The organism is Anabaenopsis tanganyikae CS-531 (assembly GCF_029891675.1).
Classification (GTDB): domain Bacteria; phylum Cyanobacteriota; class Cyanobacteriia; order Cyanobacteriales; family Nostocaceae; genus Anabaenopsis; species Anabaenopsis arnoldii.
Genome location: NZ_JANQDF010000040.1, coordinates 18105 through 30888 on the forward strand (window position 1 = coordinate 18105; position 12784 = coordinate 30888).

Sequence of the window (12784 nt, forward strand, 5' to 3'; positions counted from 1 at the left end):
CTATTTAGCGGTGGCCATTTTTGTCAGTCCTCCATGATAGTTGATCAATTTAGATTCTGCCTTACCAATTTGAGCTAATCGGAATTGCCAGTCCGATATATCTTCATAGCCAATTTGGTGTGTATCACAACTGGGAGTCCAAAAACCACCAATTATAGATGGATCATCAAAACGCAACAGTCCTGATGTCCGGATATTTTCTCCTTGGGGTGTTCCCGGTATGGGAGAGATGGCGTAGGAAGCAACTTGAAATTCTAGCTCTGGGTTAATCTCCCTGAGTTGTTGATGGAGTTCTAAAACAGCCTCTTCTAAGCGCAGTAAACTATCGTGGGTATCATCGGGAAAGCCAATAATCAAACCATAAACAATTACTGGAAGTCCGCATCTGACGATCGCTCGCATCATCTCACAATGTTGTTGCCAGGGTAGCAGTTTGCTGTAAGATTCTCTGCCAAATACTGGGCGTTCTGCAGGAATATAACCGAGAAAACCGCCAACTTTCCCATCCCATCCCCAAAGTGCTTCTATCAGTTCTTCATCGGGTGTCAGGTCTGTGTGATCATAGTTGCGTCCTTTTCCCAATGTGGCTTTTCTTAGTTCTAAACCATTAGGCCACAGAAGTGGCATACCCATTTCTCTGGCTCCTGTGGTAATTTCCAGAATCTCCTCTCGTCCCCCCGGAAACAAAATGCGACCCAAAAATTGATCAGAACCCATAACTGTACATTTTGCTCCTGCTTCTTTTTGTCGAGCAATCCATTTCAGGGTAGTTTGGGGTGACATTCGCCGATATCCTGTCCCATAGGTGGGGGTTTGGCAAAAGTCACATTTGCGATCGCAGCCAATATCAGGAAAGACTGAACCTATAGGTACCAGTTCTTCCACAAAGGGTTCTTCTGAGTATTCTTGTCCTAAGCATTGCCTAGCTACTTCTACCGATGGTAAAGCCCAGTCATCAGGACTCATGGCTTGGGGTCGGGGGGGACAATAACTACCATCAGCTAAAATTACACCCGTGAGTTTTTCCCGGGGGGTTTTACCCAGTACATGGTCAAAAATCGGCCAGTTAGCAGCACCAGACTTGTCCGTGACTATGGCACTTGCACCCGCATTGAGATAGTAATGGGGTTCGGCAATAGCATCGGAACCGCCTACTACCACTGGTTTTCCTTGACTGGCAAAATGAGCGATCGCCATACAGGTGACTTGACGCTCTTGAGTATAATTAACAGTTACGCCCCAAGCATCATAAGCTGAGGGATCTATATCATAAATCCTCTGACCTACGTAGGCTTTTGTTAAGTTCATATCCTTCCAAGTCACTTCTCCAAAGGGTTCTCTGCGATCGCCATCTTTGAGGTTGACAAGTTGAGCATCAAAACCACCGGCTTGTAAGTCTGCCATTAATACCTGTTTACTCAGCAAGGTATTACGTCTATATAATGCTGTCCAATTGTTGCCATCCGGATCATATAATCCTAATGCGGGTACTTCTACTAACCCGATAGTGGGAGTTCTTAATGTCATATAAATCTCCTTAAATAGAAACAATACTAAGGTTTTGATTTAGATTTAAGAGATCGTAGCTGCCAAGAGATTCTCAAATGTATCTGATCGATTTAAATGCCTTTGCAGATTATCATGATCTCTGACATGGGCAGGAATTTCCAAAACAAATCTTAATTTAAAGCAGTTTAAAGGAGTATTTCCTACAACCTATCCGACTCATGAAAAATCTGGTATTCTCTCCTTGATGTTGAGTTATTGCAACAGCCAAGGATGTGAGGATCAAAACAGATAATACAACCAATATAAATGGATAGTTTCAACCCTTTTCCCTGCTCCCTGTTTCTTCCCATAATTCATCAATCAAAAAACACGAAAGTTCCCCAGCCTCAAGGGTGCATTACATAAGTTTGAGTTATCAATTATTGGCTGGTACGAATTTGTGCATTAGCGGCATTTTGTGCGCGGAGCATAGCTGAACTTAAAGGTTGTTGACCAAGTAAAGCACTAATAAACTGATTATCAAAATTATTAGATATAGCAGCCGGATATTGACCTAACTGCCAAGTCGTTGCATAATCTATACCAGCCACCAAAGGCGATCGCAAAGGGTCTTGATCATAACCCAACCTTGCTGCTACTGATGTGCGCGTAGGCAATGCAAACCCCGTCCCCGTCCATTGTGCCATTCCTTCCTTCCCTGTGAGAAAAGAAATCAACTCCCAAGCGGCGGCTTTATGCTGTGACTGCTTATTCATCACATAGGCCACAGTAAACACCATCGTACCCTTTTTATCATTAATAGTAGGTATTTCCGCAGTGGCAAACTCCAACTGAGGAAAAGTCGTTTCTAAATAAGGAATAGCCCAATTACCTTCAATGACCATTGCGACCCGGTTTTGACCAAACATTTCCGTACCTGAGTTAGTACCCACATCAGTAGCTTGGGCTGAAGTACCATCTTTTTGATACTGGTCTACCACCAACTGCAATCCCCGCACAGCTTCAGGACTAGCAAAAGCAGCATAACCATTCTCATCAACAACCCTTCCCCCAAAAGCAGCAATTTTGTAAGCTTGATAACTCAACTGTGGGGTAACACCAAAACCGTATCTGTTCAACTTACCCGTCAACTGCTCGGAGTAGGTGCGTAATTCATCCCAAGTAGTGGGGGGACTGCTCAAACCTGCGGCTGCAAAGGCTTTTTTATTATAAAAAAGTGCCAGGGTAGAATAATCCTTGGGAAGACCATAAATATCATCTTTATACTTAAAATTATCCAGCAAGCTCTCTTCAAAGTCCTCTAGGTCAAATTCGGGGGTAATGTAAGAATTTAACGGTTCTAGGACATTTTGGCTCATAAGGAAAGGAGCTTCTAGGGATTCCAGATAGAAGACATCCGGCGCTGCTTCCCCAATTAGGCGAGTAGTGATGACATCCATGTATTGGTCAGAAATCACTTCATATCTCACCTTAATGTCTGGATGTTGTCGCTCAAATTCTTTTAGTAACTGTTTTAATAATTGTTGCTCCAGGGGATTACCCGCCCAACCGCTCAGTTTGATAGTGACAGCGGTAGTTGGTGGCTTTAGTAGTGGTAAATTTGGGTAAGTAATCACAACCAAAGCGATCGCCAGCACTAGCGCCAAAAATTTCACCCAGCTTTTTCTACTCACAAACAAATACCAGCTCTTTCATCTAACTTATCTCTTCTAGCTGAGTTAATCTATCTTTAAGGAATCTGTATTTTTGTGAAAAAATAGAATATAAAGTAACAAATAATTATTCAGAAAAGTTAACTAGGGGATGTAATTTCCTCAATACATGAACTCATGCTAGGGTGTCCTACGGGTAAAAGTAAGCTATGACTTCTGCTAATTTTGAAACAGTTGCATCAGTAACTCTAGAAATCCCCCAGATTAGCTCACCGCCAACAGTAGTTTCTCCGTGTCCTCGAATTGGTAAAAATCAGATTCGCACTAGTTTAAAAGCCTCAACCCTGGATGGAGTGTTTGCAGCGATTTTTTCCCTCAGTACCGGGGGCATTTTACTGAGTAATTTTCTGGTAGAATTGGATGCCAGTCCAGTAGTGTTTGGGATGTTATCCTCAATCCCCATGCTGGTGAATCTCATACAACCCTTGGGCGCTTACTTATCGGAACGTACTACTAGCCGCTTTCAATATTCCCTACGCACCCATGGAATTGGGCGGATAATGTGGCTGATTTTATTCATAGGTATTGCGTGTTTCCACTTTGGAGGTTTAAACTCCCATCAGCTGGTAGTTTTGACCTTATCAATTGTCCTGATCAGCCATCTTTTTGGGGGACTAGGAAGCGCATCGTGGCTGAGTTGGTTAGGGATGATAGTACCGCGACAACTACGAGGTAGGTATTTTAGTATACGCAACAGCGCTGCCAGTTTGACCAATTTGCTTTGTTTACCTTTGGCCGGTTTAGCTGTATCACATTGGCGAGGGGGGACTTTACAAGGTTATGGAATAGTGCTGCTCATTGGTATTGTATTTGGGATGATTAGTTTGGGATGCCAGTACTTTAAAGTTGATGTCAATCCCAAATTACAAAATACCATCTGTAATTACCGTCAAGAAAAATTAATTAATTCAACTGTAATCACTCCCGCAGCAAACCAGCCGAACATCTGGCAAAACTCTCGCTTTTTCATATTTGTGCTTTATTTCAGCTTTTGGATGTTTGCAGTTAATCTCAGCGCTCCTTTTTTTAGCCTCTATATGCTAGACACGCTGAATTTAGATATCAGTTTAGTATCACTCTACACCAGTTTACAGGCAGGAGCGAACTTATTGATGCTGATTATATGGGGGAAATTGGCAGACAAAATTGGGAGTCGGCGGATTTTGATATTTGTGGGAATTTCGGTGGCGGTAACACCAATTTTGTGGGTAGGAATTAATACTAACTACGTTGACTTTTGGCTATGGCTGCCACTGTTACATATTTTAACCGGAGGTACTTGGGCAGGGGTTGACTTATGTAATAACAATATACAGCTAGAGATTGCACCAGTTAAAAACCAGTCTATCTATTTTGCGATCGCGGCTGCTATGGCAGGAGCCGGGGGGGCTTTAGGTACAACCATTGGCAGCTTGATCGTACAATTTACTAATTGTGGCGGCTTACTGGGATTATTTACCCTTTCTGGTGTGTTGCGCTTAATAGCACTTGTACCACTGATATTTTTGGAAGATGGAGGGAAATAGGGATTGGAGATGGATCTGGTGCATCCCCAATTCCCAATGTTCTCTTATTTAGCAGCTTAGGACTAGCTCAAGGTCATGGTTTCCCATCGCATCATCGAGTGTGTAGTAGTTGGTATGGGTTGGTGCAAAGCAATTAACTGGGCTAGGGTGTTCTTTAATTGCGTACGGGGTACGATATCATCAACAAAACCATGCTTTAACAAATCTTCTGCGGTTTGAAAATCTTCTGGTAGTTTTTCCCGCAGGGTTTGCTCAATCACTCGCCGACCTGCAAAACCAATGGTTGCTTTCGGTTCTGCAATAATAATATCTCCCAACATGGCAAAACTAGCAGTAACCCCTCCCGTGGTAGGATTCGCCAAGACGGGAATATACAGTAATTTACATTGACGGTGACGTTCCAAAGCGCCGGAGATTTTAGCCATTTGCATTAAGGAAAGCATTCCTTCTTGCATTCTGGCTCCGCCGGAGGTACAGACAATGACTACAGGGTAACGTCGCTGGGTGGCTTGCTCAATCAAGCGGGTCAGTTTTTCTCCCACCACTGAACCCATACTACCGCCCATAAAGCGGAAGTCCATCACGCCCAGGGCTATGGGTAAACCGTTGATTTGACCTAAACCGGTTTTAACTGCGTCTACTAAACCTAGTTTATCTTCCATTTCCCGCAGGCGATCGCTATAGGGTTTGCGATCGCGAAATTGCAGGGGGTCTGTGGGGCGCAGATGCTCATTAATTGCTTCCCAGGTGTTGTTATCTATCAACTGGCGGATACGCTCATCGCTATCCACCCGATTATGATGTCCACATTCAACGCAGACCATCTGGTTAGCCTTCAGGTCTTTTGTATAGGTCAATACGCCACATTTGGGACACTTGTGCCACAGCCCATCAGCAATTTCCCGTTCTTGGGGTTCTAAATGGGTAGATCCTGATTTCCGTCGATTTGCAAACCAATCTAACAGAGACTTTAAACCACGTGATTCTTCGTTGTTTGCCATTTTTATCTTTTTTTTAAGTGGGTATGAGGTTGAAAACATATCAAGCCACTATGGGATATCTAGATCAAGAAGTTTCAAGTCTAGAGCGACACAATGGTGGCTCTTGTGACCTACGCTTTCAAAGTCTCCAGATTTGCTCTTGTACAAACGCAAATAACACCCCATTTTAGCTTTTGACTTTTGACTACATCTCAAATTACGCTTATAAGCAGTTCAGGCCTGATCAAAACATCTTTGGTTGTCAGCTTAACGAAAATGCTGATGCTAACACAAGCCTTATGCTCACGGGAATTTTGTAAATTGATTGCCGTAGTCACAGTCATATAAAAATCAACCCCTCAATTAGATGCCGTTTCCTCAACCCAATACTGAACCACTCGCCTTAAATAAATCATTTCCATTGCTAAGTTAACGGTGAGCATCCATAGGGTCTGGTCATCTGCTCAGTACTGAGTCTTATCCGCAGGGGAGAGACTATGGCCTAACTACTTAGACTAGAAATGCTATATAGACAAACTTATCCTAGCTAATGGTTCTGCTTGATCATAGAGAGTGATACAATTCACAATCTGATCTTAACAAAAGGTAAAAGCTGCATGGGGTAATCACCGTTACAAACAGGAGACAGAAGGGGACTGTTGACAATCCCCCTTTAGTGAAGCGGATTCGGGGGATTCTTGGTTCATACAGCCACCTCTGTCTAAACTTGTTTCCAAGTTTAGACAAGTCGGCTTTGCGCAGCTTCAGACGCACCCAGCGCCGAGACAATGATACTGGTGGCGAAGAGCATCAAAACGTCTATATATTCCTTGTCACTTTGCACACAGTACAGAAATGTTAAGACATTTTGATCGGTTATATTGGCGGGTAAAGAGTTAATCAATGAGCAATGACTAATACATATGTGATTCAATTTGACTTAATGGGACAAAACATTCTTGCGGTAAAAGTACTGGCTGCTGAGTAAAAATTACTTTACCCCGATGAGTAACGTAATTAATTGCTACTCCTGAAGGTTGTCCAGCTATTTCAGGATGTACCTCACAGTGCGTGTAGTAAATCTGCCCTGCTGCTCTGATTAAGGCTGGATCAATCAAAGGAGACTTGTTTTTGGGGGCAGTATATTTTTCTTTTTCTTGTCGTAATGCGTGCACTATCGACTATTTTATATTTACTAAATTTGTCTTTAGTCTATCTAATGGCTTGGGCAAAGGTTGCCAAAATGCCAAACTTCAACAGAAAATTATGATTTTTCCATGGCTCTCATTAATGATTCTCCCATAGCGCGGCAACCTAAAAGATTCATATTAGGAGACATAATATCACCTGTGCGATCGCCTTGGGCTAAAACTTGCAATACGGCTGCTTCTATTTTGTCTGCGGCTTGGGGCTGGTTTAAACCGTAGCGTAACATCATGGCGGCACTCAAAACCTGAGCCAGAGGGTTGGCTTTATCCTCCCCGGCGATATCGGGAGCCGAACCGTGGACTGGTTCAAATACACCAGGTCCAGAAGCGCCTAAACTCGCAGATGGTAACATCCCAATACTACCGGTAAGCATGGCAGCAGCATCCGAGAGAATGTCGCCAAATAAATTCCCGGTCACAATAGTATCGAACTGCTTAGGAGCGCGTACCAGTTGCATGGCGGCGTTATCGACGTAGAGGTGAGACAATTCCACATCAGGATATTCTGTAGCCAATTTAGTCATGCGATCGCGCCACAACTGTGATACTTCTAATACATTGGCTTTATCTACCGAACAGAGTTTCCCCCCTCGTTTTCGCGCTGTTTCAAAGGCTACTCGCCCAATGCGGTCAATTTCCGACTCAGTGTAGACCATGGTATTCACACCGCGTTTCTCACCGCTATCAGTAGTAAAAATCCCCTTGGGTTTACCAAAGTAAATACCACCGGTGAGCTCTCGCACCACCATAATATCTACACCTTCCACAACTTCCCGTTTTAAAGTAGAAGCGTCAACTAACTGGGGTAAAATTTGGGCAGGGCGGAGATTGGCAAATAATCCTAGTCCGGCACGCAACCCTAACAAACCTGCTTCTGGGCGTAAATTCGATGGTAGGGAATCCCACTTGTAACCACCAATCGCCGCCAGTAATACCGCATCACTGTTACGGCAAATATCTAGGGTAGTAGATGGGAGGGGTTCACCGGTAGCATCAATTGCCGCACCACCGATGAGGGCTTCGCAGAATTCAAATTGCAGATCAAATTGCTTACCGACCACTTTCAGCACGTCTACCGCTACGGCCATAATTTCAGGACCAATGCCATCGCCGGGGAGTAGAGTAATGCGGTAGTTCTGGGACATAGTTAATTTTTCAAAGGGTAAATGCTTGCCGATTCCATATCATACTAAATTAGGTTCTCCACGGGAACTCAAAACACACCAACATCACCCATATCCCACAAAACACCAGTTTTTGATTACCACTTCCACATCACAGGATTGTCATCGAGATGGTCAGTAACAATGCGCCCGATGACATCGACTTGTGCTAGTTCTTCCCCAGAAAGTTGAATTTGTGCAGCGCCGGCGTTGTCTTGTGCTTGTTCAGGATAACGCGCCCCGGCGATCGCACTGGTTTGAGGTTGGGCAATTAACCAAGCTAATGCTAACTGCGCCAGGGTACAATCATGAAGCGCCGCTATGGGGCGCAGTTTTTCTAAGGCTTGTTGGGCTCGTTGAAAGTTTTCACCTTGAAATAAGCGATTTTTAGCACGGTTATCTGCTGGGTCAAACTGATGACCGGGGGCAAATTTTCCCGTTAACAGTCCTTGGGCCAAGGGTGAATAAGCCAAGATAGAAATATTATTTTCTATACAATAAGCCATGGCATCCTTTTCTACCTGCCGCCAAAATAAAGAATAAGGCGGTTGTAAACTATCAATACGTCCATACTCTGAGGCTGCTGCTAATTGGTCGCGGTTAAAATTAGACACACCTATTGACCGGATTTTACCCTGTTGTTTGAGTTGGTTGAGAGCCAGCATGGTCTCCTCAATGGGGACTATCTCACTATTGAAAGAACCGGAAGGCCAGTGTATTTGATACAGGTCAATGTAATCAGTCTGGAGATTTTTTAATGAGCGATCGCAAGCTTCAATCACTAAATCATACTTGAGATGGTTGGCGAAAACTTTCGAGGCATACTCAACCCTGTGGCGGACATCAGATAAAGCTGCGGCTACAATTTGCTCAGAATGTCCTTGACCATAGACCTCAGCAGTATCAACTGTAGTGATACCAGCTTCAAAGGCGGCTCGGATGGTTTTAATGGAATCAACATCCTCAATTCCCGTCCACATGGCTTTACCAGCTTGCCAAGCCCCCATGAGGATGGGTGTAATGTAGATCTCGGATGTTCCTAGTCTGCGCTTTTCCATAATGCTTAATTGATCAATATTTCCCAATAGTTGATAATCTAAAGGTTTTTGGGGTCAATTGAATCAGAATAACGGTAGATTATTTAATTGGCAGTGACCAGAAAATTTTGCATCTGTGGAAATCCTGCAAATGCAGGTAATGTCAGCAATTCGCCCCCCTGTAGCTATGAAAACAACTGGAATATCTGCCTAAATCGTAGTTATTGCTACATACATTTACAAAAACCGTAGATAACATAGGAAAAATCTCAACCTCATAATCAGGTAAAAAAAATATTGGTTTTTCCTTATTTCCCACAGGAAGCCATGGATGACAACCCATTAGTAATAGTAGTTAAACAAGTTTGCTCTTCTAAGTAAATAAAATCGCGAATACTACCGGGATAAGTAACTATCCCACAAGACTGAGGCAGGTATTGACAAAAGCCTGCGAATATGCAAACAAGCAAAACTTAAAGGAGTTTGCCATGCAAGGTAAAATGTGCTGGTTATCTAAGTCTGGCAGGGATGGAGAGAAAATATTACATCTGCAAGCCTCACCCAATCAACCTTGGCGACCCTACACAGCTTTTCCCCAAGCAGTCCCAGATTATCAGATTCCTGGTGGTTCTAAAGGTTGGGCCACTTATCAAAAACTTCTCAAAGCCGGCTGGACTTTAGTACATAGCGCCAGAGCCAATGAGTTTGTCAGTCGGGATCTAGAATTAATATCGCCAGGACAAGGAAATTAGAAAGCACTGGGAAAGCCTTGACCACGAGGGTCCGCCGCTGCTTCTAAAACTCCCTCTGGGGTGATAGTAATTGCATTAGCATTACCCCAGGAGTTACTTTCCCTAATCTTGTGTCCGCGCCGGCGTAACTCTTGCAGGGTGACAGCACCCAAACCCCAACGTTCCACACGTAACTCATCGGGTAACCACTGGTGATGTATGCGTGGAACGGAAACAGCAGCACCTACATCCATCTGGTATTCCAACACATTCAGGATAATTTGCAGTACCTGAGTAATGATGGTGCTACCACCCGGAGTACCTACGGCCATCCTCAGACGGCCATTCTCGGTGACTATGGTGGGGGTCATGCTAGATAAGGGGGTTTTACCGGGTGCGATCGCATTAGCTCGGTTACCCACCAAACCAAAAGCATTAGGTATTCCCGGTGCGGAAGCAAAATCATCCATTTCGTTGTTGAGTACGATCCCTGTTCCCGGTGTCAACACACCAGCACCAAAACCTAGATTAATAGTGAAGGTGAGACTAACAGCGTTATGTTGCTGATCCACAACTGTTAGATGGCTGGTTTCGATCCATTCATTTCTAGCTAACAGGGGGGGAGGAACAAGACCTAAATTAACTGGTTTCACCTCACTTGCAGGTTTTGCCCATTCCAGATCAATTTCTTGACGGCGTTTGCGGGCGTACTCTGGGCTAATCAGTTGTTCTACAGGGACTTTGATAAAATCTGGATCGCCTAAATGTTGCGACCGGTCAGCATAAGCGATTTTCATGGCTTCAACCATCAAATGCAATGCATCCGGGTGATGCCATCCTAAAGATTGTAAATCAGTCTCACCAATAATATTTAACATCTGTAATAAATGTACACCTCCTGATGAAGGTGGTGGCATGGAACAGATTTGAGCTTGACGGAAATTCCCACAAACGGGAGTCCGCCAAATTGGTTTGTAGGCTTTCAGGTCTTCTAGAGTAATTAAACCGCCATTTTCTGCCATGTCAGAGGCGATCGCCCGGGCAATATTTCCGGTGTAAAAACTGTGGGGATTACGGGCAATCTCTGTTAAAGTTTTTGCCAAATCTCGCTGTACTAGCCTTTCCCCCGGTTGATAGAAATCACCATCACGAGTGAAAATTGCCCGCGCTGCTGGATGATCAAAAATCCGGTGTCTGGGTCTGTCATTAACTAGCAGATAACCAGGGGATAGGCTACGTCTGATGATAAAGCCATCTTGGGCCAGGGCGATGGCGGGTTTGACTACCTGCGCCCACGGTAATTTACCATAACGACTATGCACCTCATACATCCCTGCTACAGTTCCAGGTGTGGCTACGGCTAAGTACCCAGCCACACTTGCAGAGGGACGTACTTTACCTTCTGCATCTAAGTACATATCTTGTGTGGCTTTCAGGGGGGCGCGTTCCCGAAAATCTAAGGCTTTGATTTGACCAGTTTCTCCGGAGTGCATTAATAAAAAGCCGCCGCCACCAATTCCTGCTGAATAAGGTTCAACTACAGAAATTGCCAAGGTTGTGGCTACCGCTGCATCAATGGCGTTACCACCTTGGCGTAACATGGTAATTCCCGCGTCACTGGCTAAGGGATGGCTGGAAACTACCATTCCTTGTTTACTCCGTAGGGTTGATGCTATGGTGGCGATCGCGGCTTGGCTGTGGATGATGAGGGTACAGGAGAACAGGGCGATAGCCATAGGTTTGTATGCAGTAAAAATACCCATGGGATGAATTATTAATCAGTTAATTAACTATAGATAAACACAGATACAGCGCATTTTACCTGAGTGGGTACGGCAGGGCAGGATGCCTACCCCACAAGATTTATGATACTAAGGTGTGTACTTTATTACTTGAAAAGTGCTGTATCATTCCCAGCGGAGGATCTGCCTAAACCTTTGGCTGTGCTCTGTGGAGTACCACCTAGTACTACATCAAAATTTCCTGGTTGTGGCTCGTTCATAGTAGGTTACCACTGGTAGTTAATTTAGTCTTGGAGACATTATATAATGAGTGTTACGCGATACTTTTTAGGTTGAAAGGATAATTAACCGAAGTTCAATTAAACTTCAATAATTCGACTTTCTTCTACTGGCGATAATTATAGGGCGGATACTAAAACCTGTTCAGTGCTTACTTTCAGGTATCTTTGCAGCTACAGTGAGTTTAAACGCCTAATAGTTCGTTGATAAGCATCGGTGTTACCTTGAGTGAGGAATAATTGCGCTGCTCTTTGGAAGTCTTCCCTGGCTTTCTTGATGTCTCTTAGCTCAAGGTAAACATCACCGCGATTGTTGTAAGCATCAGCATCGTTAGGATTAATTGTAATAGCTTTGTTGTAATCAGCCAGTGCTAATTCCCATCCCCCCTGGTTATAGTAAACAAGACCGCGAGCGCCGTAAGCATCAGCATAGTTAGGATTAATTGCAATAGCTTGGTTATAATCAGCCAGAGCTAATTCCCATCCCCCCTGGTTATAGTAAACATTACCGCGATTGTGGTAAGCTATAGCATAGTTAGGATTAATTGCAATGGCTTGGCTGTAATCAGCCAGAGCTAATTCCCATCCCCCCTGGTTATAGAAAACATTACCGCGACCAATATAAGCATCAGCATAGTTAGGATTAATTGCAATAGCTTGGTTATAATCAGCCAGTGCTAATTCCCATCCCCCCTGGTTATAGTAAACATTACCGCGATTGTGGTAAGCTATAGCTAAATTAGTAGGATTAATCGCAATGGCTTGGTTATAATCAGCCAGAGCTAATTCCCATTCCCCCTGGTCATTGTAAACATTACCGCGATTGTTGTAAGCATCAGCATAGTTAGGATTAATTGCAATGGCTTGGTTATAATCAGCCAGTGCTAATTTCCATCTT

The 12784-nt window shown here is 44.0% G+C and carries 10 protein-coding genes; 2 read left to right on the forward strand and 8 right to left on the reverse strand.

Annotated elements, in window-relative coordinates; genetic code table 11:
* Both NWP22_RS04380 and NWP22_RS04385 read right to left on the reverse strand, forming a co-directional pair.
* Complete coding sequence (locus NWP22_RS04380; protein ID WP_280801568.1) at positions 1 to 1527, reverse strand: radical SAM protein; 1527 nt, start codon at positions 1525 to 1527, stop codon at positions 1 to 3.
* A gap of 401 nt (positions 1528 to 1928) precedes the next feature.
* The gene (locus NWP22_RS04385; protein ID WP_271734272.1) at positions 1929 to 3182 is read right to left on the reverse strand and encodes an ABC transporter substrate-binding protein; all 1254 of its coding nucleotides are present in this window, start codon (positions 3180 to 3182) and stop codon (positions 1929 to 1931) included.
* 188 nt (positions 3183 to 3370) lie between these two features.
* On the opposite strand from NWP22_RS04385, the gene NWP22_RS04390 reads away from it, so the two are divergent.
* On the forward strand, positions 3371 to 4747 hold the full coding sequence (locus NWP22_RS04390; protein ID WP_271734271.1) for an MFS transporter: 1377 nt from the start codon (positions 3371 to 3373) through the stop codon (positions 4745 to 4747).
* Between the two features lie 62 nt (positions 4748 to 4809).
* On the opposite strand, the gene accD is transcribed toward NWP22_RS04390, so the two are convergent.
* The 4 genes from accD to NWP22_RS04410 form a co-directional block, all read right to left on the reverse strand.
* Positions 4810 to 5748, reverse strand: a complete 939-nt coding sequence (accD, locus tag NWP22_RS04395; RefSeq protein ID WP_271734270.1) for an acetyl-CoA carboxylase, carboxyltransferase subunit beta — start codon at positions 5746 to 5748, stop codon at positions 4810 to 4812.
* 893 nt (positions 5749 to 6641) lie between these two features.
* The gene (locus NWP22_RS04400; RefSeq protein WP_271734269.1) at positions 6642 to 6902 is read right to left on the reverse strand and encodes a hypothetical protein; all 261 of its coding nucleotides are present in this window, start codon (positions 6900 to 6902) and stop codon (positions 6642 to 6644) included.
* A gap of 89 nt (positions 6903 to 6991) precedes the next feature.
* The gene (gene leuB, locus NWP22_RS04405) at positions 6992 to 8080 is read right to left on the reverse strand and encodes a 3-isopropylmalate dehydrogenase (protein ID WP_271734268.1); all 1089 of its coding nucleotides are present in this window, start codon (positions 8078 to 8080) and stop codon (positions 6992 to 6994) included.
* A gap of 116 nt (positions 8081 to 8196) precedes the next feature.
* Positions 8197 to 9156 carry an aldo/keto reductase gene (locus NWP22_RS04410; RefSeq protein ID WP_280801569.1) on the reverse strand — a complete coding sequence of 320 codons (960 nt, stop codon included), beginning with the start codon at positions 9154 to 9156 and terminating at the stop codon, positions 8197 to 8199.
* A 467-nt stretch (positions 9157 to 9623) separates the two neighbouring features.
* Here NWP22_RS04410 and NWP22_RS04415 point away from each other — a divergent pair, with 467 nt between their 5' ends.
* A complete protein-coding gene (locus NWP22_RS04415; RefSeq protein WP_271734266.1) occupies positions 9624 to 9887 on the forward strand; it encodes a hypothetical protein in 264 nt (87 codons plus the stop codon).
* Here NWP22_RS04415 and ggt read toward each other — a convergent pair.
* Complete coding sequence (ggt, locus tag NWP22_RS04420) at positions 9884 to 11629, reverse strand: gamma-glutamyltransferase (protein WP_280805622.1); 1746 nt, start codon at positions 11627 to 11629, stop codon at positions 9884 to 9886. The genes NWP22_RS04415 and ggt overlap by 4 nt on opposite strands.
* A 431-nt stretch (positions 11630 to 12060) precedes the next feature.
* The coding region (locus NWP22_RS04425; protein WP_280801570.1) for a tetratricopeptide repeat protein at positions 12061 to 12784 on the reverse strand (724 nt) is incomplete at its 5' end.

Bases quoted from the DNA above. Each gene is read 5' to 3' on its own strand.
- NWP22_RS04415 (WP_271734266.1), top strand. From the start codon at position 9,624: ATGCAAGGTAAAATGTGCTGGTTATCTAAGTCTGGCAGGGATGGAGAG.
- NWP22_RS04380 (WP_280801568.1), bottom strand. From the start codon at position 1,527: ATGACATTAAGAACTCCCACTATCGGGTTAGTAGAAGTACCCGCATTA.
- accD (WP_271734270.1), bottom strand. From the start codon at position 5,748: ATGGCAAACAACGAAGAATCACGTGGTTTAAAGTCTCTGTTAGATTGG.
- leuB (WP_271734268.1), bottom strand. From the start codon at position 8,080: ATGTCCCAGAACTACCGCATTACTCTACTCCCCGGCGATGGCATTGGT.
- NWP22_RS04390 (WP_271734271.1), top strand. From the start codon at position 3,371: ATGACTTCTGCTAATTTTGAAACAGTTGCATCAGTAACTCTAGAAATC.
- NWP22_RS04410 (WP_280801569.1), bottom strand. From the start codon at position 9,156: ATGGAAAAGCGCAGACTAGGAACATCCGAGATCTACATTACACCCATC.
- ggt (WP_280805622.1), bottom strand. From the start codon at position 11,629: ATGGGTATTTTTACTGCATACAAACCTATGGCTATCGCCCTGTTCTCC.